The 26,554-nt window shown below is 69.7% G+C and carries 25 protein-coding genes and 1 pseudogene; 10 read left to right on the top strand and 16 right to left on the bottom strand.

The window, feature by feature from the left end; all coding sequences use genetic code 11:
• Positions 1-139 precede the first annotated feature (139 nt).
• From ON27_RS22565 to ON27_RS22580, 4 genes are all read left to right on the top strand, one after another.
• Entirely contained in the window at positions 140-997 is an 858-nt protein-coding gene (locus ON27_RS22565) for a hypothetical protein (RefSeq protein WP_043731362.1), read from the top strand.
• 332 nt (positions 998-1,329) lie between these two features.
• On the top strand, positions 1,330-1,668 hold the full coding sequence (locus ON27_RS22570; protein WP_043731365.1) for a hypothetical protein: 339 nt from the start codon (positions 1,330-1,332) through the stop codon (positions 1,666-1,668).
• Between the two features lie 93 nt (positions 1,669-1,761).
• Positions 1,762-2,838, top strand: coding sequence for an XdhC family protein (locus ON27_RS22575; RefSeq protein ID WP_043731369.1), 1,077 nt, complete (start codon positions 1,762-1,764; stop codon positions 2,836-2,838).
• A 221-nt stretch (positions 2,839-3,059) separates the two neighbouring features.
• Positions 3,060-3,395, top strand: a complete 336-nt coding sequence (locus tag ON27_RS22580) for a hypothetical protein (protein WP_043731372.1) — start codon at positions 3,060-3,062, stop codon at positions 3,393-3,395.
• Between the two features lie 31 nt (positions 3,396-3,426).
• On the opposite strand, the gene ON27_RS22585 is transcribed toward ON27_RS22580, so the two are convergent.
• From ON27_RS22585 to dapE, 6 genes are all read right to left on the bottom strand, one after another.
• Entirely contained in the window at positions 3,427-4,365 is a 939-nt protein-coding gene (locus tag ON27_RS22585) for a glucosyl-3-phosphoglycerate synthase (protein WP_043731374.1), read from the bottom strand.
• The gene (gene folP, locus ON27_RS22590; protein WP_043731376.1) at positions 4,362-5,246 is read right to left on the bottom strand and encodes a dihydropteroate synthase; all 885 of its coding nucleotides are present in this window, start codon (positions 5,244-5,246) and stop codon (positions 4,362-4,364) included. The genes ON27_RS22585 and folP overlap by 4 nt, the downstream gene beginning before the upstream one ends.
• 244 nt (positions 5,247-5,490) lie before the next feature.
• Positions 5,491-7,260, bottom strand: coding sequence for a long-chain-acyl-CoA synthetase (locus ON27_RS22595; protein WP_083887740.1), 1,770 nt, complete (start codon positions 7,258-7,260; stop codon positions 5,491-5,493).
• 4 nt (positions 7,261-7,264) lie between these two features.
• A complete protein-coding gene (locus ON27_RS22600) occupies positions 7,265-7,837 on the bottom strand; it encodes an LOG family protein (protein ID WP_043731379.1) in 573 nt (190 codons plus the stop codon).
• On the bottom strand, positions 7,831-8,640 hold the full coding sequence (locus tag ON27_RS22605; protein WP_043731471.1) for an LOG family protein: 810 nt from the start codon (positions 8,638-8,640) through the stop codon (positions 7,831-7,833). Before ON27_RS22605 ends, ON27_RS22600 begins: the two co-directional genes overlap by 7 nt.
• Positions 8,641-8,784: 144 nt before the next feature.
• Positions 8,785-9,888, bottom strand: a complete 1,104-nt coding sequence (dapE, locus tag ON27_RS22610; RefSeq protein WP_043731475.1) for a succinyl-diaminopimelate desuccinylase — start codon at positions 9,886-9,888, stop codon at positions 8,785-8,787.
• Positions 9,889-10,107: 219 nt separating this feature from the next.
• Here dapE and dapD point away from each other — a divergent pair, with 219 nt between their 5' ends.
• The gene (dapD, locus tag ON27_RS22615) at positions 10,108-11,055 is read left to right on the top strand and encodes a 2,3,4,5-tetrahydropyridine-2,6-dicarboxylate N-succinyltransferase (protein WP_043731381.1); all 948 of its coding nucleotides are present in this window, start codon (positions 10,108-10,110) and stop codon (positions 11,053-11,055) included.
• 242 nt (positions 11,056-11,297) lie between these two features.
• Here the strand turns inward: dapD and ON27_RS22620 are convergent, their stop codons facing one another.
• The 5 genes and pseudogenes from ON27_RS22620 to ON27_RS22640 all read right to left on the bottom strand — a co-directional run bounded on the left by ON27_RS22620 (position 11,298) and on the right by ON27_RS22640 (position 14,276).
• On the bottom strand, positions 11,298-11,600 hold the full coding sequence (locus tag ON27_RS22620; protein WP_245560057.1) for a putative quinol monooxygenase: 303 nt from the start codon (positions 11,598-11,600) through the stop codon (positions 11,298-11,300).
• Between the two features lie 172 nt (positions 11,601-11,772).
• Positions 11,773-12,057, bottom strand: a complete 285-nt coding sequence (locus ON27_RS22625) for a hypothetical protein (protein ID WP_051046894.1) — start codon at positions 12,055-12,057, stop codon at positions 11,773-11,775.
• The gene (locus ON27_RS40015; protein WP_157227284.1) at positions 12,044-12,271 is read right to left on the bottom strand and encodes a hypothetical protein; all 228 of its coding nucleotides are present in this window, start codon (positions 12,269-12,271) and stop codon (positions 12,044-12,046) included. The genes ON27_RS22625 and ON27_RS40015 overlap by 14 nt, the downstream gene beginning before the upstream one ends.
• Before the next feature lie 178 nt (positions 12,272-12,449).
• A pseudogene (locus ON27_RS22635) lies at positions 12,450-12,824 on the bottom strand (PPOX class F420-dependent oxidoreductase); the annotation flags it as partial.
• A gap of 33 nt (positions 12,825-12,857) precedes the next feature.
• Positions 12,858-14,276 (bottom strand): acyl-CoA synthetase, encoded by a 1,419-nt coding sequence (locus ON27_RS22640; protein WP_083887742.1) that lies wholly within the window; start codon positions 14,274-14,276, stop codon positions 12,858-12,860.
• Positions 14,277-14,420: 144 nt separating this feature from the next.
• On the opposite strand from ON27_RS22640, the gene ON27_RS22645 reads away from it, so the two are divergent.
• Positions 14,421-15,272, top strand: coding sequence for an oxygenase MpaB family protein (locus ON27_RS22645; RefSeq protein ID WP_043731396.1), 852 nt, complete (start codon positions 14,421-14,423; stop codon positions 15,270-15,272).
• Positions 15,273-15,399: 127 nt separating this feature from the next.
• On the top strand, positions 15,400-16,128 hold the full coding sequence (locus ON27_RS22650; protein ID WP_043731484.1) for a hypothetical protein: 729 nt from the start codon (positions 15,400-15,402) through the stop codon (positions 16,126-16,128).
• Positions 16,129-16,134: 6 nt separating this feature from the next.
• Here ON27_RS22650 and ON27_RS22655 read toward each other — a convergent pair whose 3' ends face one another.
• Positions 16,135-16,767: a TetR/AcrR family transcriptional regulator gene (locus tag ON27_RS22655; RefSeq protein ID WP_043731400.1), complete on the bottom strand. Its 633-nt coding sequence runs from the start codon at positions 16,765-16,767 to the stop codon at positions 16,135-16,137.
• Between the two features lie 169 nt (positions 16,768-16,936).
• On the opposite strand from ON27_RS22655, the gene ON27_RS22660 reads away from it, so the two are divergent.
• Positions 16,937-17,803: an oxygenase MpaB family protein gene (locus ON27_RS22660; protein WP_043731403.1), complete on the top strand. Its 867-nt coding sequence runs from the start codon at positions 16,937-16,939 to the stop codon at positions 17,801-17,803.
• A gap of 9 nt (positions 17,804-17,812) precedes the next feature.
• Here the strand turns inward: ON27_RS22660 and pruA are convergent, their stop codons facing one another.
• The 4 genes from pruA to ON27_RS22680 all read right to left on the bottom strand — a co-directional run bounded on the left by pruA (position 17,813) and on the right by ON27_RS22680 (position 23,895).
• Positions 17,813-19,447 (bottom strand): L-glutamate gamma-semialdehyde dehydrogenase, encoded by a 1,635-nt coding sequence (pruA, locus tag ON27_RS22665; RefSeq protein WP_043731407.1) that lies wholly within the window; start codon positions 19,445-19,447, stop codon positions 17,813-17,815.
• A 118-nt stretch (positions 19,448-19,565) separates the two neighbouring features.
• A complete protein-coding gene (gene dapC, locus ON27_RS22670) occupies positions 19,566-20,687 on the bottom strand; it encodes a succinyldiaminopimelate transaminase (protein ID WP_043731410.1) in 1,122 nt (373 codons plus the stop codon).
• Positions 20,684-21,007, bottom strand: coding sequence for a ferredoxin (gene fdxA, locus ON27_RS22675; protein ID WP_043697397.1), 324 nt, complete (start codon positions 21,005-21,007; stop codon positions 20,684-20,686). The genes dapC and fdxA overlap by 4 nt, the downstream gene beginning before the upstream one ends.
• A 290-nt stretch (positions 21,008-21,297) precedes the next feature.
• Positions 21,298-23,895 (bottom strand): bifunctional FO biosynthesis protein CofGH, encoded by a 2,598-nt coding sequence (locus tag ON27_RS22680; protein ID WP_043731413.1) that lies wholly within the window; start codon positions 23,893-23,895, stop codon positions 21,298-21,300.
• A gap of 436 nt (positions 23,896-24,331) precedes the next feature.
• On the opposite strand from ON27_RS22680, the gene ON27_RS22685 reads away from it, so the two are divergent.
• Both ON27_RS22685 and ON27_RS22690 read left to right on the top strand, forming a co-directional pair.
• A complete protein-coding gene (locus tag ON27_RS22685; protein ID WP_051046897.1) occupies positions 24,332-24,829 on the top strand; it encodes a PH domain-containing protein in 498 nt (165 codons plus the stop codon).
• A complete protein-coding gene (locus ON27_RS22690) occupies positions 24,826-26,433 on the top strand; it encodes a PH domain-containing protein (RefSeq protein ID WP_043731419.1) in 1,608 nt (535 codons plus the stop codon). Before ON27_RS22685 ends, ON27_RS22690 begins: the two co-directional genes overlap by 4 nt.
• Positions 26,434-26,554 lie beyond the last annotated feature (121 nt).

The following is a 26,554-nucleotide window of genomic DNA, read 5'->3' on the forward strand; positions in this document are numbered from 1 at the left end:
AGCGGCATGCCGGACTACCCGATGCCCAAGTTGGATAAGCCGTTGGAGCGCAACGAACGTCCGCCGATCGACACCGACGCCACCTGATTCGTCAAGTGGTCTAGACGCAATGCGCTGTTCAGCTGTCTAGACTTCGCACATGTCGGCCGATGACGTGGCGCGCGTGTTCGCGATCGAGGACAAGGTCGAGCGACTGAAGGCGGCCACCGACGGGGTGGCGGCGGCCCAGCAGACCATCAACGAACTGACCAGGATTCGGCGTGCCGTGATCCGCGAGCTTCATGCCGACGGCTGGACATTCGCCAGAATCGGTGCGGCGGCGGGGCTTTCCCGTGCCCGCATCCACCAGGTCAGTACGCAGGGGCCCGCGCCGGAAGGACTGTTCTTCGGGCACGGTTCGCTCACCGTGCTCGTCCCCGAGGTGCGCGCCGGACGGGTGATCGGCGCGCCGGATCCGGCGGCGCCGCAGCGCTTGGCCGAATTGCTGCGCGAACTCGGCTTCGGCGTCGCGGTCGAGCATTTCCTGCCCGGCCGCCCGATCGATCTGCGTCGCGACGGCCTGATCGTGTTGGGCGGCCCGGAACTCTCCCCGAGTCTGCGTCAGCTGGTCGCCGCCGATCCCCGGCTGCGCCGCGCGGTGGCCCGAATGGGCGACGCGCGCCGGGGAATCGAGGACCGAGCGGCCCGCCGGGTCTACCGGCCGGGCGGACCCGAGCCGCACGACATCGCCTACTTGGGCAGGCTTCCCCGGCCCGACGGGCGCGGCAGCATCCTGATGATCGACGGCATGCATCCGCCCGGCTCGCTCGGCGCCATCCGGCTGCTGGCCACCCGGCTGGCCACGCTGCACGAGCGGGCAGGCAATTATCTGTTCTCGGTGCTGATCTCCTGTCGTTTCGATCGCGCCACCGGAGAGCCGCTCGAAGCCGACCTGCTCACGCCGGTCTACCGGCACGATCCGGAAAACCGGTCGCACGCAGCGGGTCCGCGGCGCTGAGCCGAGACGGCGAAGCAGGACGGATCGATTCGGCCCGAAGCGTCGGCTGCGCGGCCACAACGAGTTTCAGCAAATCGTCGGCACTATCAGAGGGCGCATACCGCGCGGAGCGGCGCGCGGTGCCGCTTGTCCGCGCGAGCAGCGCTCCGCCCCGTCGAGCACCAGTTCACCGCGCTACTACATGCTGAATCGAGCATGTCCACCGCTGTGTGTCGCAGGTCACCAGCCCTCCCGTCAGCGGGTTCATACACTGATGATTGAATAGCTGCACGATAACCCTCATCTCCAGCTCCGCGAAACGGACGCGTGAAGCGTCCGGCAAGGAGGAAATCGTGAATCCGCTATTGCTCATCGGCGGCGCCGTCCTGGCGGTGGGTCTGCTCGGCCTGCTCGTCAGCGTGCTGCTGCGGCCCGCGGGGTCGAAGGCCCACCTGACCGTCGCCGATCTCCAGGCCCGGCTCGCCGACGAGCAGTCGGCCACCACACCCGAGCCGGACGAACCGGCGGCCGACCAGCCGCACACCGAAGACGACCAGACGGACGGCTCCGCGCGTCCGGACACCGACAACCCGCGCACCGACGACCCGCGCGCCGAGACTTCGAATCCGGCCGAGGCGTCCGACGCGGGAGCAGACCAGGTGCTGCTGCCCCACCGTCACCGCGCCGGATAGCTTCCGCATAACTACTCTGGCGGTACGGCGCGAATTCGCCGTAGGCCTCGGGCCCGATGCGCCGCGGACCCGCTCGGGAAAGGACCGGTCGCGGTGCGCGAGATACTCGGCCAGATGATCGCCCTGCTGCCGTACGGGCCGGTCGCGCTGGCACGCGTGGTGGACACCACCGGCCCCGGTCCCCGGGCCCCGGGCGCGGCCATGATCGTCACCGCCTCCGGCGCCGTGCACGGCTCACTGTCCGGCGGATGCGTCGAGGCCGCCGTCCTCGCCGCGGCGCAGGAAGTACTGGCCGGCGGCCCGGCCGTGACCGACCGGTTCGGCTATGCCGATGCCGACGGGCTCGCCGTGGGATTGCCCTGCGGCGGAGAGATCGAGGTGTTCGTCGAGCGGATCTCGTGTGAGCGACTCCCTCTGCTCACGACATTGCGGCGACGGATCGCCGACGGATCACCCGTCGCCGTGGGCACCACCCTGGACGCCGCACCGGAATGGCGACTGCTGGAACCCGAAGGCGCGGAACCCTGGCACGGCGTCGACCGCGACGCACGGGCGCTGCTCGCGGCGGGCCGCTGCGGCGTGGTGGGCGCCGACGAATGCCCCACCCACGGCACACCGCGCCCCCGGACGTTCGTGCAGGTCTTCGCAGCCCCGGCCCGCATGATCCTGGCGGGCGCGAACGACTTCGTGCGCGCGCTCAGCCGCACCGGCCGCCAGCTCGGCTACCGGGTGACCGTGGTGGACGCCCGCGAGACCTTCGCCACCACCGCCCGGTTCCCCGCCGCCCACGAAGTGGTCGTGGACTGGCCGCATCGGTATCTGCGCGCCGAACAGCAGGCGAGGCGGATCGACGGGCGCACCGTGGTCTGCGTGCTCACCCACGACGCCAAATTCGACGTCCCGATGCTGGCGACGGCGCTGTCGTGCCCACTTATCGGCTTTGTCGGCGCTCTCGGCTCGCGCCGCACCCACGCCGAGCGCGTCGGGCGCTTGCGCGCGGCGGGCGTCACCGACGACCAGCTCGCACGGCTGCGCAGTCCGGTCGGACTCGACCTCGACGCCCGCACGCCGGACGAGACGGCCATCTCCATCGCCGCCCAGATCCTGGCCGAGCGCGGCGGCGCGTCCGCCCTCGCGCTGGATCGCCTCGAGGGCCCCCTCCATCGCTGATCCCGGAAGTTCGACCCGCCCGGCGGATTGGATGCCGGATCGCCGGGAATACCTTGCCACAGAGCCGACATACCGCCCAGTGGCACGTCCCATTTTCATTTCGCAGCGCGGTACACGGCCGCACATTAGATTTGCTGAAAGTTAACTATGAGTAGGTGACGGTGCGTTGCGCGTCGGCCCCGCCACACTCTGCCCGGCCCACACCGAGAGGAGAAAGCGCCGTGACCGCCACCCAGATCGCCGTCCTCTGCTCGCTCGCCGGCGCCGCAGGCCTGGTCGCCACCATCGGGTTGCTGCACGGACCGGCGACCCGGCGCCGACGGCTCGGCCTCGCCCAGCACGTTGTCGCGGAGCGAATCCCCGCCCCCGTGCTGCCGACCTGCCCGATTGGCAGACCGCAGCGGATGCCCGTCGAACCGCTGACCGTGGCGGAGGCGCACGAACTCATGCAGCGCCACCGGATCTGTGAGCCCTCCGAGTGCGTCTACAAACTCGCGGCCTTCCGCACCTTGATCGAGGCGGGGTATATGCGCGACCCGCACGCGGAAGGGGCCTGAGCGATGCGCCCGCCGAGGGCGCGAGAGCGGTTCAGGCCGCCGCGCACGCGGGGCGCAGTGTGTTCATCGGCGGGCGGTCCACCAGCGACACTTCGGTGCTGTGCGCGGTGAATTCATTCCCGATCAGCGGGAATTGCGTCAGCGCCGCGCCGGAGTCCTGGACGCCGCTGCGACCGAGCACGGTGCCGAGGATCTGCCGGCTCATCACGCCGAGGTCGGCCAGCGGCCGGTTGCGATGCGTGCGCACGCCCAGATTGACCTGGCCGATCGCGGACATGCCGAGCCGGTCGTAGGTGTCGAGCAGCAGCCCGATCTCCACGCCGTAGCCCGGCGCGAACGGCACCGAAGTGAGCAGTTCGCGGGTGCCCGCGTATTCACCGCCGAGCGGCTGCAACACCTGTGCGAGCTCGGGTCGCAACGCCGCGAGCAAAGGCCGGGCGACCAATTCGGTGACGCGGCCGCCACCGTGCGCGTCCACCGCCGCACCTTGCCGCAGCGGCCTGCGATAGTAGGCCTTGGCCAGGTGCAGGTCATCGTTCGTGAGCAGCGGGCCGAGCAATTTCGGCACGAAGGCCGGATCCGGATCGATCAGGTCGGAATCGACGAAGGCGATCAGATCGCCGCTGGTCACCGCCAGCGAGCGCCACAGCACCTCGCCCTTGCCCGGCACCGGCTCCAGTTCCGGCACCGCCTGCTCCCGGCTGATCACCTCGGCGCCCGCGGCGCGCGCCCGCTGCGCGGTCGCGTCGGTCGAGCCGGAATCCAGCACGATCAGTTCGTCGACCAGCGTGCCGAGCAGGGGACGGATGCTGGCCACCACGTCGGCCACGGTGCCCTCTTCGTTCAGCGCGGGCAGCACCACCGACACGGTGCGCCCGGCTTTGGCGGAGACGAGTTCGTCCACCCGCCAGTCCGGGGTGTCCCAGGTATTGGTTGTCGCCCAGGCGGGCTCACGGTATTGGAATGTCATGCCAGACCTCGCAAGGTTCGTGCGGGGGGCCGGATGCCCTGGATCGCGGCGATCATGTCCACCACTCGCCGGGTCGCGGCGACTTCGTGGACACGAAAGACTCGGGCGCCGGCCGCTGCCGACCACGCTGTTGCCGCCAATGTGCCCTCCAGCCGTTCGGAAAGACCGACACCTAAAGTCTCCCCGATGAAATCCTTGTTGCTCAGCGCCATCAAGACTGGCCATCCGGTTTTTACAAGAACGTCGACTCCGCGCAACAGTTCGAGACCGTGATAAGTGTTCTTGCCGAAATCGTGGGTCGGGTCGATCAGGATCGAATCCCGCCGCACTCCGGCCGCGAGCGCGTTCTCCGCGGCGCGCACCACGGTTTCGGTGACTTCGCGCACTACGTCGGCGTATCGCACCCGATGCGGCCGCGTGCGCGGCACCGCGCCGCCGGTGTGGCTGCACACCAGTCCCGCGCCGTGCGCGGCGGCGACCGGAACCAGATCGGGGTCGGCTCCCGCCCACGTGTCGTTGATCAGATCCGCGCCCTCCCCCACCGCGGCCAGCGCCACCTCGGCGCGCCAGGTGTCGACGCTGATCAGTAGCTGCGGGTACTTCGCGCGAATGGCCGCGACGAACGGCACCACCCGGCGCGCCTCTTCGGCGGCGTCCACCTCGTCGCCGGGCCCGGCTTTCACCCCGCCGATGTCCACGAGATCGGCGCCCTCGTCCACCGCGCGCGCCACCGCGTCCATTGCCGCCGCGTCGGTGAAGGTGGCGCCGCGGTCGTAGAAGGAGTCCGGGGTGCGATTCACGATCGCCATCACCAGCGCTCGATCCGTCACCACCGGCCGTCCGCACAGCGTCGGAAGCGGCGCAACGGTCGAGCTGGACATGAGCTCTCCCGCCTCTCCGCGAATACCGGCCGTACCGTCAGGAGACGGGGATTCGCAGGTCATACGTCGGGTACCGGCACAGTTCCGGGCGTACCCGACGAGTTGCCCAGGTGGGTCCGAAACCCGTCGGCTCCTCCACATCTCCTGATCTGCAGACCGTACCAGTCGGGAGACGCGAGGCGGGCGCGCAGTCGTCGGGCAGGGAGGTAGACCACCGCCGCGACGTGCTGCCCGGCTCGGGCCGTCAGTTCTTCGGGGCGCGGCCTGCCGCTACGTCTGCCGCGTAGTCGTCGTAAGCGGGGACATAGCCCGCGCTGCGGCCCGCGAGTACGTACAGCGCGCTGTCGGAGTCCGGAGCGTAGCCCTGTTTGCGCAGCTCGACCTTGCGGCTCTTGAACGTCGAGGTCTGTTCCAGCTCATCGACGACACGGATGAACAGCGGAACGGCATAGCCGGGCAATTGCTCGTAGGCCACCTTCGCCAAGGCCGCCCCATCGAAGTCCGCGCCCGGGTGCAGCGTCACGGCCGCCATGCCCGCCTTGCCGTCGGTTCCGGGGATGTCCACGCCGTAGACCACCGCCTGCGCGATCGCTTCCGCCTTGCTCAGCGCGCCCTCCACCTCCGTGGTCGCCACGTTCTCGCCCTTCCAGCGGAACGTGTCGCCGAGCCGGTCCACGAACGCGATGTGGTGCCAGCCCTGTTCCCGGACCAGATCGCCGGTGTCGAACCAGACGTCGCCCGGTTCGAAACCGTCGCGCACCAACTTGGCCTCGGAGGCGGCCTCGTCGGTGTAACCGTCGAACGGGGAACGGTCGGTCACCTTGGCCAGCAGCAGCCCGACACCGCCGGTGCCGACCCGGCGCAAACGGCCGTTCTCGTCGCGCTCCGCCTTGCCGGTCTCGTCGTCGTACTTCACGACGGCGTACGGAAGCGGGCCGAAGCCCGCCGTGCGGTCCACGCCGAAGGCGTTGACGAACGCGATGTTCGCCTCGCTCGCCCCGTAGAACTCCACGATCCGCTTGATGCCGAACCGGGACTTGAACTCGTCCCACAGTTCCGGGCGCAGCCCGTTGCCGACCGCGAGCCGGACCGAGTGCTTCCGGTCGGTCGGCGCGGCGGGCTGGTTGACCAGATAGCGGCACAGCTCGCCGATGTAGATGAACGCCGTCGCCTGCTCGCGAACGACCTCATCCCAGAAACGGGACGCGGAGAACCCCCGGCCGAGGGCGAACGTGCCGCCGGAGGCCAGCACCGCGGACAACGCGACGGTGAGCGCGTTGTTGTGATACAGCGGCAGGCAGCAGTACAGCGTGTCGTCGCCGCGCAGGCGGATGCCGAGGCCGCCGAGCCCGGCCATGCTCTTGGTCCAGCGCAGATGCGTCATCACGCTGGCCTTCGGCAGACCCGTGGTGCCGGAGGTGAAGATGAGGAACGCCCGCTCGCGCGCGGTCACCTCCGCGCAGCTCGGCGGATCGGTGTCGGCGGCGCCGCGGGCCGCCTGCTCGAGTTCGTCGGCGGGGAGAACGTGGGCGGGCGGCTCGGGCAGCGAGTCGATCGCGTCGGCGCATTCGGCGCCGACCACGTTGAGCACGCTGTCGAGCAGGCCGAAGCTGTGCGCCAGCACTCGGTCGCGCTGATGATGGTTGAGCAGGCCCACGGTGGCCCCGAGCTTGACCGTGGCCAGCACGACGAACATCGTCTCGGGCCGGTTGGTCATCAGCACGCCCACCACGTCACCGCGCCGAACCCCACGCGCCGCCAGCACGCTCGCATACCGGTTCACCTGCGCGTTGGCCTCGCCGTAGGTGTAGAACGCACCCTCGAACCGCAGGAAAGGACGGTCCGGATGCCGGTGCGCGGTGCGCTGGAAGTACAGCCCCACCGAGGCCTCGGAATCCGGCGTCACCAGCATGCCCAGCGCGTTGCGCAGCATGCCCGGCGCGTCCAGCGCCATCGCGGGCAGGTTGCGGGCGAGGTCGAACAAACTCACCGTCGATCGCGCGTCGGTGCTCACGTCGTCAGCTCTCCTCTTCCCGGGGACGGGTCCGCTCCAGTGCCGCGAAGGCGGCCGGGAGATCGGTCACCACGGTAATCCGGGCGAGGGCTGTCCGGGGCACGAACTTCCGCTCGTACAACTCGTCCAGCCAGGAGAACAATCCGCGAAAAAATCCATTGGGATCCAGCACAACAACGGGCTTCTCGTGCTGTCCCAGATAGCCGCCGGTCCAGGTCTCGAAGAACTCTTCCAACGTGCCGATGCCGCCGGGCAGGGTGAGGAAGGCGTCGGCGCGATCCTCCATCACCTGCTTGCGCTGGCGCATCGTGTCGGTGACCACCAGTTCGTCGGCGTCGACGTCGGCGACCTCGCGGTGCACCAGATGCTTCGGGATCACGCCGATGGTGTTGGCGCCGCCCGCGCGCGCCGCTGTGGCGACCGCGCCCATCATCGAGACGTGCCCGCCGCCGGACACCAATTGCCAACCGCGCCGGGCGATCTCGGTGCCCACTCGGGCAGCCAGCGAGAGATAGTCCTGATCGGTCGTACTCGCCGAACAGTAGACACAGACGGCGAAAGGCTGTTCGCTCACCACTGATCCTCCGTCCCGATCGCGTCCTCGGCGCCGCCTGCCTGGGCGGCGGACTGGATGATGTGCACGACCTCCTCGACACTGTCGGTCACGTGCAGCAGGCCGAGGTCACCCGGCGAGATCTTGCCGGAGCCCCCGAGCGAATCACGCAACCAATCGACCAGCCCCGACCAATACCTGGTGCCGAACAAGATGATCGGGAACCGGGTGATCTTACGGGTCTGCACCAGCGTCAGCGCCTCGAACAGCTCGTCGAGGGTGCCGAAACCGCCGGGCAGGCAGATGAACGCCTGGGAGTACTTCACGAACATCGTCTTGCGGACGAAGAAGTACCGGAAGTTGATGCCCAGGTCGACCCACTCGTTGAGGCTCTGCTCGAACGGCAGCTCGATGCCGAGACCGATCGAGTAGCCGCCCGCTTCGCAGGCGCCCCGGTTGGCCGCCTCCATCGCCCCCGGGCCGCCGCCGGTGATCACCGCGAAGCCCGCCCTGGCCAGCGCGGCGCCGATCGCCATGCCCGCCTGGTACTCCGGATGGTCGGCGGACGTGCGCGCGGAACCGAAGACGGTCACCGCCCGGGGCACTTCGGCCAGCGCGCCGAAGCCCTCGACGAATTCGGCTTGGATGCGCAGCACGCGCCAGGGATCGGTGTGTACCCAGTCCGTGTCACCCCGCTTGTCCAGCAGGTTTCGGTCGGCGGTGCCCACGCCGTCCGCACGGTCGCGGCGGAACATGATCGGCCCCCGGAACTTCGGTGTCGACTTCGGAGTGTGGGCGACCTCGCGGTCCGCGGCGTCGGTGGACATGCGTCCCACGCTACCGCCCGGCCAGGGCCGCTCACGGGCCGGACGAGAGAAGTCGTCCGACGTTCAGCCGGGCGCAGCGGGGGCGAGACACAGTCGCGATCCCAGCGCTCGATGCGCACCGATTCCGGCGGCTCCTGGCGCTGTTCAGGCCGGAGTGCCGCTCAGGTAGCTGCGCAGCATGCCGGTGACAGCGGTGATCTGGTCGAGGGGGACATGCTCGTCGCGCTTGTGCGCGAGGTTGGGATCGCCCGGACCGAAGTTGACGGCGGGAATGCCGCGCGCGGCGAAACGCGAGACGTCGGTCCAGCCGTACTTCGCGCGCACGCCACCGCCGCCGTGGCGCCGCACCGAGGCGATCAGGTCCTTGGCCGCGGGCGCCGTCAGCCCCGGCAGCGCGCCCGGCGCGGAGTCGGTGACCTCGAAGGACAGTTCGAGTCCGGCGAAGACCTCGCGCACATGGTCGACGGCCTGGTCGACGGTGCGGTCGGGCGCGAAGCGGAAGTTGACGTCCAGTTCGGCGGCGTCCGGCACGACATTGCCCGCCACGCCGCCCTCGACCCGGACCGCGGACAGGCCCTCGCGAAAGACGCAGCCGTCGATGTCCACTTCCCTGGCCCGGTAGTCGGCGAGCCGTTGCAGGATCGGAGCCAGCCGATGGATCGCGTTGTCGCCCAGCCATGCTCGTGCCGAGTGCGCGCGCACGCCGGAGGTGCGCAGCCGAGCGCGCAAGGTGCCCTGGCAACCGGCCTCGATCCAGCCCCCGGACGGTTCGCCGAGCACGGCGAGGTCGCCGGTGAGCCAGTCGGGCAGATCGCGCTCGATGTGGCCGAGCCCGTTGAACTCGGCGGCGATCTCCTCGCCGTCGTAGAAGATCAGCGTCAGGTCGTGCACCGGGTCGGTGACCGTCGCGGCCAGGTGCAGGAACACCGCGTCACCGGACTTCATGTCCACCGAACCGCAGCCGTAGAGCACCTGATCGCCCGCCGGGCCGACGGCGAACCGGCCGGGCACGTTGTCGGCGATCGGCACGGTGTCCAGGTGCCCGGCCAGGATCACCCGGGTCGGCAGGCCGCGGTGGGTGCGCGCCAGCACCACGTTCCCGTGGCGCAGGATCTCGAATCCCGTCGTCTGCTCCCGCAGCGCGCGTTCCACCGCGTCGGTGACGGCCGCCTCGTCACGCGAGACGCTCGGGATGTCCACGAGCGCGGCGGTCAGCGTGATCGGGTCGGCATGCAGGTCGATGGTCACGCGCTTCACCCTACGACCGCTCACCCGCCACGCCGGTCACTTCCCTCCGGTCGGCCCCGATGCGCGACGCTCTCGGCGGGGCGGGCGAACGCCGAGAAAACCTCCGGCCCTGCGGCGGCGTCACGTGCCGACCCGGGCGACCGGGACGCGAAGCCAGGTGATCGGTGTCTCCCGGAGCAGCCGCACCGTTGTCCGCAGCGGGTCGGTAACCTCTAGGCCGTGAGCATCCAGGGAGCAGCAGCAATCGGTATCGCCAACGTGACCGCGGACGGGACCGTACTGGACACGTGGTACCCGAACCCGCAGCTGGGCGAGTTCGCCGAGACCGGCACCAAGCGGCTGGATGAGGCGCCCGCCGAGTACGCGGCGCTGCTCGGCTTCGACGACGCGCGCGGAGTCGACGTGATCGCGGTGCACACCACGATCGCCGACCTGTCCGCCGCCCCGGTCGACGCCCACGACGTCTACCTGCGCCTGCACCTGCTCTCGCACCGCTTGGTCAAGCCGCACGAGGTGAGCCTGGACGGCCAGTTCGGCCTGCTGACCAACGTGGTGTGGACCAACCACGGCCCCGCCGCGGTGGAGGGCTTCGAGGCCACTCGCGCCAAACTGCGCGCCCGCGGCCCGGTCACCGTCTACAGCGTGGACAAGTTCCCGCGCATGGTCGACTACGTGCTGCCCTCCGGCGTCCGCATCGGCGACGCCGACCGGGTCCGTCTCGGCGCGCACCTGGCCTCCGGCACCACCGTCATGCACGAGGGCTTCGTCAACTTCAACGCGGGCACGCTCGGCGCGTCCATGGTCGAGGGCCGCATCTCCGCGGGCGTCGTGGTCGGCGACGGCTCCGACATCGGCGGCGGCGCGTCCACCATGGGCACGCTGTCCGGCGGCGGCACCACCGTCATCTCCATCGGCGAGCGGTCGCTGCTCGGCGCGAATTCCGGCCTCGGCATCCCGCTCGGCAACGACTGCGTCGTGGAGGCGGGCCTCTACCTGACCGCGGGCACCAAGGTGACCACACCGGACGGCGCGCTGATCAAGGCCGCCGAACTGTCCGGCCGCGACAACCTCTTGTTCCGCCGCAACTCCACCACCGGCGCGGTGGAGGTGGTCCCCCGCAAGGGCACCGGCATCGAACTCAACGCCGACCTCCACGCCAACGACTGAGCGCCCACCCGCGAGCGGGCGCTCGAGACCTCCCGCACTCCGCCGCTCTCTGCGCGCCCGGTCAGCTGCCCCTTGGATCGGGGCCGGTCATCGGGCGGTTCGAACGGCTGGAGTTGCCGCCATTCGACTACGCCCGCGCGCTGCCTTTCCGGGTAGCTCGATGGACCCGGGAGCCCAGCTGTGGCTGACCCCGCCAGCTCCCTGTCCGATACCGCGACGGATCGGGTCCGGGACGCGGGCGGTCAGCCGGCGGCGGGCAGACCTTTCGCGGTGACCGGAGACAGGAACTCCACGCGGAACGAGGCGACGTAGTTCTCCCGCTGGCTCAGGAAATGCCGCGTGTGCGGCTGCCGCTCGTGCTCCTTGAACGCCTCGCGGTCGCGGTACACCTCGTAGAACACCCGCGACAACGGCTCCGACTCGACGGTGTGCGTGGCGTACACCAGCGTTCTGGGCTCGAATTGGGTCACCGCCGCGACGGTTTCGGCGACCAGTTGGTCGAACTCGGCAGCCTTCTCGGCGTCCTGCAGGTCGAACCTCACCACGAGCGCGAACATAGCCCTCCTCAGCACCGGTTGGACTCGGTCACCGTACCGGGCGACAGGAGCTGCCCGCGCTGATCCGAGTGTCGCGTCGGCTCGTCGCCGTCGCCGGGTGGACAGACCGAAGGCGACGACCCGCTGGGGACGGTGCGCGGAGGCGCCGGTTGCCAGCCTGTCAGAGAGCGTCGACGAGAACGACCTGGACGATGATCTGGATCAACAGCGGACCGGTTTCGATCAAGTTGTAGAAGATCGTCACGCCGCCGATGTCCCACTCGTATGCGTCCGGTATCTCGTCGCCGTCAGCCCGAAAGGGGATGACCCCTTTTGCAAGCGGCAGCGGATCGTCCAATAGGTCGAGCAACGCCAAGCGGACTTTGAAGCGCAATTGCTCGGGGAGGTCGTAGATCTGCTGCTCGGCTCGTGCACCGACTTCGATGAGAACCCTACGGTCGGTCAAAGATGTCCGTCCGCAGCAGATCCTCGCGGGTCAGGGTCCGGAAGGCATCCGGGTCGGCTTCGAATTGCACCACCCCTTCGCGCATCTGCGCCGCGATCGCACTGCGCGTCCGTTCGTCACGAAGACGACGAAGTTCCTCACGTGCCTTTTTGAGCTGCTGGTACTCACTCAAGCTGACGATGACTTCAACCACACCGTCTGGTCCGGTGATCACACGGTGTGGGTCGCCGGCAGGCAGGGGACTCGCGGGGGGCATGGCCCGATCATAGGCGATACGGCTCGTCGGCCAGCCGGAACATATCGCTCTTCCCGATGAGGGCCGATCTGCTGGCTTCAAGCCCAGCGCCAGGTCCGTCCGGACTTGCGCCGGCGGATCGGGTCAAGTCGGGAACCTCGCCGGAAAGTCCGAAAGCGATGATTCGTTGGGGATGGATGCGGATCATCTCGCGGGAGACGCCGGAGATATACGGCTCGACGTCGGTGAGCGCTTCGGCGGTGCCGCGGATCTCCAAGCAGCGGACGCGCCACGGCTGAACCGAGGCCACGTCATCGACGACGAACGCGACGCGGTCGTTGGTCGCGAGGTTGCGGAACTTCCAGGAGGCGCCCATGTTCCAGCCCGCGATGTCGATCGTGCCGAGTTCGGCGTTGTAGCGGAAGCCGACCGGGTTGTTCTGCGGCGCGCCGTCGGGCCGGACGGTGGCCAGCCGGCCCAGCCGCTGGGTGCGCAGGTAGTCGATCTGTTCGGAGGTCAGGGTCGCAGTCATGGGGCGACCGTAGAACCTCTACCGAACTCGAGGTCAACCGAGCTTCTTCTTCTGCACCTTGCCCATGGCGTTGCGCGGCAGCGCCTCGACCACGCGGACCTCGCGCGGGCGCTTGTGCACCGAGAGCTGCCCGGCGACGTGATCGATCAGTTCGCGTTCGGTGGCGGGGTCGCGCAGCACGACGAAGGCGGTGATGCGCTGACCGAGGTCGTGGTCGGGCAGGCCGACCACCGCGGCCTCCGCGACCGCGGGATGACCGAGCAGCGCCGTCTCCACCTCACCCGCGCCGACCCGGTATCCACCGGACTTGATCAGGTCCACCGATTCCCGGCCGACGATGCGGTGGAAGCCCTCCGCATCGATGGCGGCGACGTCGCCGGTCCGGAACCACCCGTCCTCGGTCCAGCTCTGCGCGGTCGCTTCCGGGCGGTTCAGGTAACCGTCGAACAGCATGGGCCCGGCGACCTCGAGCCCGCCGATGCTCTCGCCGTCGTGTGGGACCGGTGCGCCGGATTCGTCCCGCAGCCGGGTGCGCACCCCCTGCACCGGCGTGCCGACCCAGCCCGGCCTGCGCTCGCCGTCGGCCCGGGTGGAGAGCGTGATCATGGTCTCGCTCATGCCGTAACGCTCGACCGGCGCGTGCCCGGTCAGCTCGCGCAGGCGCTCGAACACCGGCACCGGCAGCGGCGCGCTGCCGGAGACCAGCAGCCGCGCGCCGGACAGTCGCCTGGCCGAATCCGGGTCCTCGACCACCCGCGACCACACTGTCGGCACGCCGAAGTACAGCGAACCGTCGGCCGCCGCGTACGCCTGCGGTGTCGGCTTGCCGGTGTGGATCAGGGGGCTGCCCACGCGCAGCGGCCCGAGCACGCCGAGGATCAGCCCGTGCACGTGGAACAGCGGAAGTCCGTGCACCAGAGTGTCGCTCGCGGTCCACGCCCACGCGTCGGCGAGGGCGTCCAGACCCGCGGCGATCGCGCCACGACTGAGCATCACACCCTTGGGCAGGCCGGTGGTCCCCGAGGTGTACAGCACGAAAGCCGTTGTGGCCGGATCCGGTTCGGGATAGGTGTGCCAGGATCTGGCGTGCCGCCGCACCGGCACCACGGGCAGGTCGGCGCCCTCCGGCGCTTTCCCCAGCCACGCCTGAGCGCCCGAATCGGCCAGGATGTGCGCACGCTCCGCGGCGCCGGAGTCGGGGGGCACCGGCACCACCGTGACACCCGCGATGAGGCAGCCGACCACCGCGAGCACGGTCTCCACCGTGGGCTCGGCCAGCACGGCCACCCGATCGGCGCGCGCGACGCGTTCGGCCACCGACGTGGCCGCGCCCAGCAGGTCACTGCGCGAGAGGGTGATCCCATCGATGGTGACGGCGTCGGGGATGTCCGCTCCGCCTGCGACGGCGAGCGGGTTCAGGGAACTGAGCAGCAGCGGCGGGCCGAACGACATCCGATCACGCTACTTCCCCCGCTTCCCCGGCGGCTGCGCGACGTCCCTTGCCGAGGTCGCGGAGCCGAGGATGTGGCGGTTGACACAGCCGCTGAAGCGGTGAGAACGTTGTCGCATAGCTTTCTCAGTCCTGCGAGGTCGACGATGACCAGGCCACTTCCCGCGACGCATCATCCCGAATCGCCGGACTCCTTCGATGTCGGGCAGTACATCGACGGCATAGCGGGTCTCTTCGGCGGCGTGGCGAACGTCGTCATGCAGCTGAGCACTCCGCCGGTCGGCTACGGCGTCCTGGAGAGCACGGTCCACAGCGGGAACGTGATGCTGCACCCGGTCAAACGGCTGCGTACCACCCTGACCTACCTGTCCGTGGCGATGCTCGGCACCGACGAGGAACGCGCCGCGTATCGCGAGGCGGTCAACGTCTCGCATCGCCCGGTGCGCTCCACCGCGTCGAGTCCGGTGCGCTACAACGCGTTCGACCCCGCGCTGCAACTGTGGGTCGCGGCCTGTCTGCATTGGGGAGCGCAGGATCTGTACGAGCGCATGCACGGCCCGATGGACGAGGCGACGGCCGACGCGTTCTACCGCTCGGCCGCCCGGCTCGGCACCACCCTCCAGATGCCCGAAGCGATGTGGCCCGCCGACCGTCGCGCGTTCGACGAATACTGGACGACCAATCTGGCGAAGACCAGCATCGACCCGGTCGTCCGCGCCTACTTCGACGACCTCATCGATCTGCGCATGCTTCCGCGTCCGGCCCAGCTGGCGTTCGGGCGCGTGCACCGCTTCTTCGTGACCGGTCTGCTGCCGCAGCACCTGCGCGACGAAATGGGAATGACCTGGACCGACCGCGACGAGCGCACACTGAGCCACATCCTGCGTGCCGTCGGCGCCACACAGTCGTGGCTTCCGCGACCGATTCGCACGTTTCCCCTGAACGCCTACCTCCTCGATATGCGCGTTCGGCGGCGGCTCGGCCTGCGCCTGGTCTGAAGGATCGGCCCGGACCCGTTTCACCGCAGCAACTACTGGGCAATCGCATCCAGTGTTCCCGGACAGCGCCCGTGCGCCGTCGCGAGCCACCGCCCGACGACGCGTCACAGTGAGCCAGGAGGAGACGATGGGCTACCGAATGACGACGACCACGCTGGTCGCCTGCGCGTTCCTGGCATTGTCCGCGCCGGTCGCCTGCGCCGAAGAACCCGCCGAAACAGCCGAAGTCGAAGTGGCCGAGATACCGCCCCGCACCGCGATCTCGGTACGTACCGTGCTCGGCCCCGGCTGGGGGACGGCGAACGAACACGAGTCGCGCTCGAGTTTGTCGCTGTCCAAGCTGTTCCTCGCCGACTACGCCCTGCGCCACGGCGACGGGTCGCCCGAGGATCGCTTCCTGGGTGAGCAAATGATTCGCTACTCGGATGACGGAGCGGCGACCGTGATGGAGGCCAGGTATCCGCAGGCCATCGCCGCCATCGCCGCCGAATACGGCCTGCGCGAGACGGTTCCGGGGCCCAACTGGGGCGCGAGCGCGACGAGCGTCGCGGACGTGTCCGACTTCCTCGCCACCAAGCTGCGCACCGATCCCGGATCGCCGATCTTCGAATGGATGGCCGCGGCGGGTTCGACCGCTCAGGACGGCACCGAACAGGACTGGGGCACCGCGCGATGGCCGTTCGTGCTCGGCACCAAGTGGGGTTGGTCGGATCTGGGCGAGCCGGAGGTCGCCTCGGCGTCCTACGGTCCCGGCTTCGCGGTGACCGCGCACACCCGCGGCACCGCCGCCGAGCAGACCGCCGACGTGCTCGGCGCGCTCTGGGCGATGCTCACCGGACTACCGCAGCCCCGCTGACCCGCGTCACGGCACCCGGAACGACACCACCACGTGATCGCGGGCGAACTTCCGGATCGACGCGTCGTCGCCGAGCGGGATGACGGTCTGCGGCGTGAGCGCCAGCGACAGCGCGGTGCGGGCGATCATCTCGGCCAACGGCTCCGGGTCGTACTCGGGCAGCTTGCCCTCCCGCTGCAAGCGCGTGATGAATTCGGCCAGGTAGTCGCGGCCGAGTTCGATGACCGGCGCTCCCTGGGTGGTGAGGTAGGGCAGCACGAGTTCGGGCTCGGTGGCCAGCAGCCGGTGGATCAGCTGGTTTCCGCGCAACCCGTTGATGAACGCCGCGAACAGCTCGACGATCTGGTCCTGCGCGCTCGCGTCCCGGTCGACGTGCCGCTCGAGCGCGGCGTCGACCTCCTCGATGAACTCGCGGGTCTGCCGCAGCCCGACGGCCCTGATCAGATCGGACTTGCTCGCGAAACGGCGATAGAGGGTGGCCAGCGACAATCCGCCGCGCCGCGCGACTTCGACCATGCTGGTGCGCTTGATGCCGAAGTCAAGGAACGCCAGCAGCGCCGCGTCCAGCACCCGGGTCTGGTTGCGATCTTCCGGGGCGGCGCTGCGCACCAGCGGTAACAGTCTGGTCAGCCTGGCCATGCCTCAACCCTATCCGCGACAGCGAAACGATGACACTTTCAGCATTGCACACCGTCACGGGTGTTCTCGCGACGATTGACAGCTTCACGAGTCGATGAGAAAGTTAGGGCATAACCTTCTCATCGACCGATTCTCCGGGATCGGGCGGACACGAAAGACGAGGTCGACGATGACCGCGCCACTGCGCACCGCCGAGCACGAGCCGGACCCGAGCGAGACAACACTCACCCCGGAGACCGTCGGAGAATACGTCGACGGCATCGCCGCCTTCCTCGGCGGCGCCGCCAACGTCATCATGCAGCTGAGTCTGCGCCCGGTCGGCCGCGGCGTCTTGGAGAGCACCGTCGACAGCGGCAAGGTCACCCTGCATCCGATCAAGCGGCTGCGCACCACGCTGACCTATATCGCCGTCGCGCTGCTCGGGTCGGACGCCGAACGCTCGGCCTACCGCGCGGCGGTGAACGTCTCGCACCGCTCGGTGCGCTCCACCGCCGCGAGCCCGGTGAAGTACAACGCCTTCGACCCGAACCTGCAGTTGTGGGTCGCCGCCTGCCTGTACTGGGGCATCGACGACCTCTACACCCGGATGCACGGCCCGATGGACGCCGCCACCGCCGACGCCTTCTATAGCTACGCGGCCCGGCTGGGCACCACCTTGCAGATGCGGCCGGAGATGTGGCCGGCGAACCGCGCGGAGTTCCAGCGGTACTGGGACGAGAACCTGAAGCAGCGCGGCATCGAGCCGGAGTTGCGAGAGTACTTCGACGGCCTGATCGATCTGAAGATGATGCCGCGTCCGGTGCAGATACTCTTCGCGGGGTTGCAGCGCTTCGTCGTCACCGGGTTGCTCCCGCAGCACCTGCGCGACGAGATGGGCATGACCTGGACCGACCGCGACCAGCGGCGCTTGGACCGGCTGCTGCGGGCGATCGGGGCGGTGCACCGGCGGCTGCCCGCGACGGCCCGGATGTTCCCGCTCAACGCCTACCTGTTCGACCTGCGCAGGCGGTTGCGGCACGGAAAGCCGCTGGTCTGAGACCGCGCCTCAGCTACCCATGTGCGGATAGCGGTAGTCCACGGGCGGTACGAACGTCTCCTTGACCGTCCGGGGCGCGACCCAGCGCAGCAGGTTCAACGGCGAGCCCGCCTTGTCGTCGGTGCCCGAGGCCCGCGCCCCGCCGAAGGGCTGCTGCCCCACCACCGCGCCCGTGGGCTTGTCGTTGACGTAGAAATTGCCCGCCGCGAACCGCAACGCGGCATCGGCCTGCTCGATCGCGTACCGGTCCTGCGCGAACACAGCGCCGGTCAGCGCGTAGGGCGCGCCCGACTCGACTTCCGCCAGAATCGCGCTGTACGCGCCGGGTTCGGAGTCGTCGTAGACGTAAACCGACAGGATCGGTCCGAAGTATTCGGTGGCGAACGATTCGTCGTGCGGGTTGTCCACCGCGAACACCGTGGGCCGGACGAACCAGCCTTCGCTGTCGTCGTAGGTTCCGCCCACCGGGATGGTGACGCCCGCGTCCCGGGCGCGCCGGATCGCCGCCACGTTTTTGTCGAACGCGCGCCGGTCGATAAGCGCCCCACCGAAATTCGACAGATCGGTGACGTCGCCATAGCTCAGCTCGCCCGCCTCGTGCAGGAAATCTTCCCCCATCGCGCGCCAGACCGACCGCGCGATGTAGGCCCGCGACGCCGCGGAGCACTTCTGGCCCTGGTACTCGAAGGCTCCGCGGATCAGCGCGGTGCGCAACGCGTCCGGATCGGCCGAGGAGTGCGCGACGATGAAGTCCTTCCCGCCGGTCTCGCCGACCAGGCGCGGGTAGCCGTGATAGCGACCGATGTTCGCGCCGACCTGCTGCCAGAGGTACTGGAATGTCCGCGTGGAGCCGGTGAAATGGATTCCGGCCAAGCGCGGATCGGCCAAGGCCACCTCCGACAGTTGCGCTCCGTCGCCGGTGACCATGTTGATCACGCCCGGCGGCAGGCCCGCCGCCTCGAGCAGCCGCATCGTGTGGAAGGCCGACAACGTCTGCGTGGGCGAGGGCTTCCACACCACCGTGTTGCCCATGAGAGCGGGGGCGGTCGGGAGGTTGCCCGCGATAGCGGTGAAGTTGAAGGGCGTGATGGCGTAGACGAAGCCTTCCAGCGGCCGATAATCCATCCGGTTCCACACCCCGGCGCTCGACTGGGGCTGCTGCTCCAGGATTCCGCGCGCGAAGGCGACGTTGAACCGCCAGAAGTCGACCAGCTCGCAGGGCGCGTCGATCTCGGCTTGCTGGACCGATTTCGACTGCCCGAGCATGGTGGCCGCCGCGACCGTCTCCCGCCACGGCCCGGCCAGCAGGTCGGCGGCGCGCAACAGCACCGCGGCGCGCTCCTCGAACGGCAGGGCCCGCCAACCAGGAGCCGCCCCGATCGCGGCGTCGATGGCCCCGTGGGCTTCGGAGTGGGTGATGTCGGTGTAGGTGCCCAGCACCTGCCGATGCCGATGCGGTGCGACGATGTCGTGCCGCGCGCCTATGCCGGGTCGGTGCTTGCCGCCGATAACCAACGGCACGTCGACGGGTTCGGCGGCCAGCTCAGCCAGCTTGCCGACCAATAACTCCCGTTCGCGGCTTCCGGGCGCGTACGAGTGCACCGGTTCGTTTTCGGGCGTGGGGACAACCGTGACAGCGTCCATACCTCAGGCTAGCTCTCCTGGCCCGCCCTGAACGGACGCCGACACACCCCGATCGGATCAGGAAGCGCCTTGCGCGGGACCGAGGTCGCCGCGCGCGTGCGCGAAGATCCCCCGAGGGTCAGCCCGCGGCCAGTCGTTCGGCCGCCGCCGCGATCCGCTCGTCGGTCGCGGTCAGCGCGATCCGGACGTGCTCGCTCGCCCCGGGGCCGTAGAAGTCGCCGGGCGCGGCGAGGATTCCGCGCTCGGCCAGCCAGTCCAAGGTGGTCCGGCACGACTCACCGCGCGTGGACCACAGGTACAGGCCCGCCTCGGAGTGATCGATCCGGAAACCCGCTCCCTCCAGCGCCTTTCGCAACAGGTCCCGACGGGCCCGGTACCGTTCGCGCTGCCGCGCCTCGTGCGCGTCGTCGCTGAGCGCGGCCGTCATCGCGGCTTGGATCGGGAACGGCACCATCATGCCCGCGTGCTTGCGCACTTCGAGCAGTTCGGCGACCAGCGCCGGGTCACCGGCCACGAACCCGGCACGGTAACTGGCCAGGTTGGAGGTCTTGGACAGCGAATGCACGGCGAGCAGGTTGGTGTGGTCGCCGTCGCACACCTCCGGGTCGAGCAAGGAGACGGCGCGCCCCTCCCACGTCAGACCCAGGTAGCACTCGTCGGAGGCGACGATCGCGCCGCGCTCGCGGGCGAAGGCCACCACCTTGCGCAGATGCTCCACGCCGAGTACCCGGCCGGTCGGGTTGGACGGCGAGTTCACGTAGATCAGCCCGGGCGTCTGCGGGCCGAGCCTGGTCAGTCCGTCCGCGCGCAGCACCTGCGCGCCCGCCAGCAGGGCGCCGACCTCGTAGGTGGGATAGGCGACCTCGGGGATGACGACCAGGTCGCCCGCGCCCAGGCCGAGCAACCGGGGCAGTCCCGCGATCAGCTCCTTGGTGCCGATCGCGGGCAGCACGGCCGCGGGCTCGAGTCCGGTGATCCCGTACCGCCGCTTCAGCGCGTCGACCGCGGCCGCGCGGAGTTCGGGGGTGCCGTGCGTGGTCGGGTATCCCGGGACCGCGGCGACGGAGTTCAACGCCGTCCGGATCAGCGGGTCGACCGGGTCGACCGGAGTGCCGACGGACAGATCGACGATTCCGCCGGGGTGGGCGGCCGCTCGAACCTTCACCGCGGCGATGGTGTCCCAGGGAAAATCGGGCAGCAGGCTGCTGACCCGGCCACGCGGTGACACGTCAGGTCTCATTCACTCGCCATCGGGGGCAGTTCCTTGACGAACGGCGGGTCGTAGTCCACCTTGCCGACCTTCGTGGCGCCGCCGGGCGAGCCCAGCTCGTCGAAGAAGTCGACGTTGGCGTTGACGTAGCCGCTCCACTGGTCCGGGGTGTCGTCTTCGTAGAAGATCGCCTCGACCGGGCACACCGGCTCACATGCACCACAGTCCACGCACTCGTCGGGATGGATGTACAGCATCCGGCCACCCTCGTAGATGCAGTCCACGGGGCATTCCTCGATGCATGCCTTGTCCTTCACGTCAACGCACGGTTCAGCGATGATGTACGGCACTGCCGCTCTCCTAGTCTGTCCTCGCCTGCGGGATAGTCCGCCCGGCGAAACCCTATCCCGGCAACCCCACGTTACTACTGGTCAGCCTGCCCTAACTTCGGGAGTCGCGCACGGTGACGCGAGGGGCGAATTCCACTCCGCCACCCGGCTTACTCGGAGGTCACCGCGTCTTCCGAGGTCGCGGCGGAGCGTGGAGGAAGCGATCGGTCATTGCGCCGGTCTCCGGCGCCGCGGCGAACCGGGAAAACCGATCGCACCGCGGGCCGGAACCTATCGCCGTGGCCAGCGGACTAACCCACCGTCAACGGCAACGCCGACAGTTTGCGTTCCGGCACGCCGTAGGTCGTCGTACGCTCGCGGGCCGGACGATCGATGCCCGCGGCGATCTCCACCAGCTCCGCCACCGTCTTCGCCGAGCCGTGCTGCGAACCCGCCATCCGGGAGATGGTCTCCTCCATCAACGTGCCGCCGAGATCGTTGGCGCCGCTGTTGAGCATCACCCGGGTTCCGGTGGTGCCGAGTTTGACCCAGCTGGTCTGGATGTTCCGGATCCGGCCGTGCAGCATGATCCTGGCCAGCGCGTGCGCGGCGCGGTTGTCGCGGTTGGTCGGCCCGGGCCGCGCGGCGCCCGCCAAGTACAGCGGCGCGCTCTGGTGCACGAACGGCAGCAGCACGAATTCGGTGAAGCCACCGGTCTCGTCCTGGATTCCGCGCAGCACCCGCAGATGCCCGACCCAGTGCTTCGGATTGTCCACGTGGCCGTACATCATCGTCGAGCTGGACCTGATCCCCACCTGGTGGGCGGTGGTGATCACCTCGATCCACGCCGAGGTGGGCAGTTTGCCCTTGGTGAGCACCCAGCGCACCTCGTCGTCCAAGATCTCCGCCGCGGTGCCCGGAATGGTGTCCAGTCCGGCCTCCTTCAGCGCGACCAGCCAGTCCCGGATGCTCTGGCCGCCGCGCGAGGCGCCGTTGACGATCTCCATCGGACTGAACGCGTGCACGTGCATCGAGGGCACCCGCCGCTTGACCGCCCGCACCAGGTCGGCGTATCCGGTGACCGGCAGGTCCGGGTCGATGCCGCCCTGCATGCACACCTCGGTGGCGCCGTCCACGTGCGCCTCCCAGGCCCGGTCGGCGACCTCGTCCGTACTCAGCGTGAACGCGTCGGCGTCGCCTTTGCGCTGGGCGAAGGCGCAGAACCGGCACCCGGTGTAGCAGATGTTGGTGAAGTTGATGTTCCGGTTGACCACGTAGGTCACGTCGTCGCCGACCGTGTCCCTGCGCAGCTGATCCGCCAGCGCGGCCACCGCCTCCAGCTCGGCGCCGTCCGCCGTGGCCAGCGCGAGGTATTCCGCGTCGCTGAGCCCGGCCGGGTCGCGCTCGGCGGCGCGCAGCGCGGCGAGCACGTCGGCGGCCAGCCGTTGCGGCGCGGCGGCGAGGTCGCGCGCCTGTTCCCGGATGGTGTCCCAGTCGCCGAACGCGCCGACCACGTCCTGCCCGAGCGCCGCGTCGCTGCGGGCCTCGGTGTTGCGGCCCTCGATGTCGATGGCGGTGTTGAGGTCGACGCGGCCGGCCGAATCCCAGGACTCGTCCGGTTCCTGCCAGGGCAGACCGACCGGGAGGGCGTCCGGATTCGCCAGCCCCGTCGCCGGGTCGGTGAGCGCCGCGACGTGCGCGCCGATGCGCGGATCCACCCACGGGTTGCCCGCGCGCACGTACTTCGGGTGCGCGGAGGTCCGCTCGACCAGCTGATAGCCCGCCGCCTCGGTGATCTCCCGCAAGGTGTCCAGGTTCGGCCACGGCCGCTCCGGGTTCACGTGGTCGGGCGTCACCGGCGAGACGCCGCCCCAGTCGTCGATGCCCGCCTCGATCAACGCCCGGCACTCCTCGTGCGACACCAGGTTCGGCGGCGCCTGCACCGGCACGTCCGGCCCGAGCAGCAGGCGGGTGACGGCGATGGTGGCGAGGAATTCCGCCAGGCCCGCGTCCGGAACGTCCCGCATCGCGGTGTCGTCCTTGGCGCGGAAGTTCTGGACGATGACTTCCTGGATGTGCCCGAACGCCTTGTGCTGCTTGCGAATCGCCATGATCGAGTCGGCCCGCTCGGCCATCGTCTCGCCGATGCCGACCAGGATGCCGGTGGTGTAGGGCACCGAGAGCCGGCCCGCGTCGGTGATGGCGCGCAGCCGCACCGCGGGGTCCTTGTCCGGGCTGCCGTAGTGGCAGTTGCCCTTCTCGGTGAACAGCCGCGTGGAGGTGGTCTCCAGCATCATGCCCATGGACTGCGCCACCGGCTTGAGCCGCGCGATCTCCGCCCAGGACAGCACACCCGGGTTCAAGTGCGGCAGCAGGCCGGTCTCCTCCAGCACCATGATCGACACGGCGCGCAGGTAGTCCAGCGTGGAGTCGTAGCCGCGCTCGTCCAGCCACTGCGCGGCCTCGGGCCAGCGGTCCTCGGGGCGGTCGCCCAAGGTGAACAGCGCCTCCTTGCAACCGAGCGCGGCGCCGCGACGGGCGATGTCGAGCACCTCGTCGGGTTCGAGGAACATCCCATTGCCCTCGGCGCGCAGCTTGCCGGGCACGGTGACGAAGGTGCAGTAGTGGCACTTGTCCCGGCACAGCCGGGTCAGCGGGATGAAGACGTTGCGGGAGTAACTGATCGTCTCGGGACGCCCGGCGGACGCCAGCCCGGCATCGCGCACCCGCGCGGCGCTGCGACACAGGTCGGCGAGGTCGTCACCGGTCGCGTGCAGCAGCACCGCGGCCTCGTCCACGTTCAACGTGACGCCGTCGCGGGCCCTGCGCAGCGCCCGGCGCATGGCCGATGGACTGGGCGGCGCGGACGGGACGCTCGGGTTCGGTAGGTCGATCACGCCCTCGATCATGCGCTACACATCCGGAACTGTCTCCCTCCAGTGCTGGTTGCGGCGAAGCGGACGGGCCACCGTGCCGCTCGCCACGGAGCCCCCGCGGGGACGGGAGCGCCGTTGAGCGTTGACAACTGCGGGCTGCCCGAGGCTATTCCAGGGCACCGCGCCGGCTCCTGCGCGACCGCCGGCGGGGCCGCCGCGCCGAGGACGATCTCCATTGGAGCGGCTGCACCGGGGCCGCGCCCGTAACGACGACTCATCGCGCAGTCTCCTATCGCGCACTCGACCGGCGATCCGACGTATGCCTGATGCGTTGCGACCCAACGAAGTTGATCGCCTCGCAAGACTCCGGCGGTCTCGCACGCAACCGCCTGCCCACTCGGGGACGTCGCCCTGAGCCGCTGACGATTGCCTGCGACAGCACTCGCGTGGTCGTGCAAACATTGGCAACATGTCGCAGCCGCGCACGATCATGGCCGACCCGGCCTGGCGCCCGAGTCCGAAAGCCAAGTTGCTGTGGACCGCGCAGGCCGTGCTGGCCTGGGTGGTTCCGTTCGCGGCTCTGCTGGTGTGGGCGTTGCTCGACTCCGCGCACCGCGGGTGGCAGCTCGGATTCTTCCTGGCCGCCCTCGTACCGGCCGCGCTGAACATCGGGGTGGCGCCGTGGTGGCGATACGCCGTGCACCGCTGGGAGGTCACCGACGAGGCGGTCTACACCCGGGTCGGCTGGCTCACTCAGGAGAGCCGGGTCGCGCCGATCTCGCGAGTACAGACCGTCGACACCGAGCGCGGCCCGCTGGAGCGCCTGCTCGGACTGGCCACGGTCACCGTCACCACCGCGTCCTCCGCGGGAGCGGTGCAGATCAGCGCACTGGATCTCCCGGTCGCCGAGGAGACCGTGACGCGGCTGACCCGGATCGCCGCCCAGCACCGCGGTGACGCGACATGAGCGGCGAACCGGACGCGGGCATCGCGCGGGCCGAGCAACCGTGGCAGCGGCTCGACAAGCGGATGCTGCTGGTCCACCCGATCACCGAGGTGGTGAAGTTCATCCCGGTGCTGATCGGGTCGGTGATCCTCGGTACCAGCAGCGGCAACCACGGGTGGAGCGTCATCCCGGTCGTGCTGATCGTCGGGTTCGCGCTGACCCGCTGGTTCACCACGACGTATCGGGTCGGGCCGACGCACGTCGAGTTGCGAACCGGACTGGTGGCACGGAAGAAGCTGTCGGTGCCGCGATCGCGAATCCGCTCGGTGGACATCGAGGCGGACCTGCTGCACCGGATGCTCGGGCTCGCGGTGCTGGCGATCGGCACCGGCCAGCAGGCCGATTCGGGTGAGCAGTTCAAGCTGGACGCCTTGGCCGCCCGGGTGGTGCCGCCCTTGCGCGCCGCGCTGCTCGCCCATACCGCCGAGCGGGCGGACGAACCCGAGGAGCGAAAAGAACCGCAGGACAGTGCATCCGGTGGTTTCGCTGGGACGCGGACCCGGGCGCGCGAGATCGGGCACTGGCGTCCGGTCTGGGTGCGCTACGCCCCGCTGTCGCTGACCGGGTTCGCGATCGTCGCGCCGATCGTCGGCCTCGCGTTGCAATACGGGCTCGGGGAGGTCGTGTTCCGGTCGGACGCGGTGCACGACGTGGAAGACGGCGGCGCGCTCGTCCTCGCGCTCGCCGGAGCCGCGCTGTTGTGCGGCATCGTGCTCGTGGTCAGCGCTGCCGCGTGCGCGCACTATCTGACCACCTATTTCGGGCTGCGCGTGCGCGACGACGGCAAGACCTTGCAGCTGCGCCACGGCCTGTTCACCACCCGCCAGATCACCCTCGACCGGGCGCGGCTGCGCGGGGCGACGGTGAAGGAACCGCTGCTGCTGCGCCTGGCGGGCGCCGCCGAACTCGAAGCGATCATGACCGGCGAGAACCCGCGGCAGAAGATCCTGCCGCAGGCCCCGCGCAGCGCCGTCGAGCACACCCTCGGCCACTTGCTCGCCCCCGGCGAGGTGCGCGCCGACGAATTGCCCGCCGGTCCGCACGCGTGGCCCACCGGAGCGGGGGCGTCCGGCGTGCGCACCGTCCCCGCGCCGGGCAGCGCTCCGCTGGTCCTGCACGGCCCGGCCGCACGGCGCCGCAGGTACACCCGCACGCTCGCGCCGGTCGTCTTCCTCGCACTGGTGATGGCCTATGTCTCTCTTGCGGGCCAGCATTATTCGCCGTGGTGGTGGCTGCTGCCCGGGCTCACCCTGCCGATCGCGATCGCGCTCGCGGAGGACCGCTACCGCGGCCTCGGGCACTCGGTGCTGCCCCGCACGGCCGCGGGCCCGACCTGGCTGATCACCCGGACCGGATCGCTCGACCGGGACCGCGACTGCTTGGAAGCGCCCGGCGTGATCGGCTGGACGGTGCGCCAGACCTGGTTCCAGCGGCGCGCCGGAGTCGCCACGGTGGTGGCGGCGACCGCGGCGGGCAAGAAGCGCTACGCGGTGGTCGACCTTCCCGCCGACGCGGCATGGCAGCTCATCGAAGCGGTCACTCCGGGGCTGACCGCAGCCCGCTGACCGAGCGTCATGCGCCGGTGGCGCGTGCGCGGCCCGGGGTGGTGCGGCGCGCACTGCTGAACCGACCCGGCGCACTGCTGAACCGACCCGGTGCACTGTCCACCGACCTGCGCACCGCTGA

The sequence above is a fragment of the Nocardia asiatica NBRC 100129 genome (assembly GCF_000308415.1).
GTDB classification, from domain to species: Bacteria; Actinomycetota; Actinomycetes; order Mycobacteriales; family Mycobacteriaceae; genus Nocardia; species Nocardia asiatica.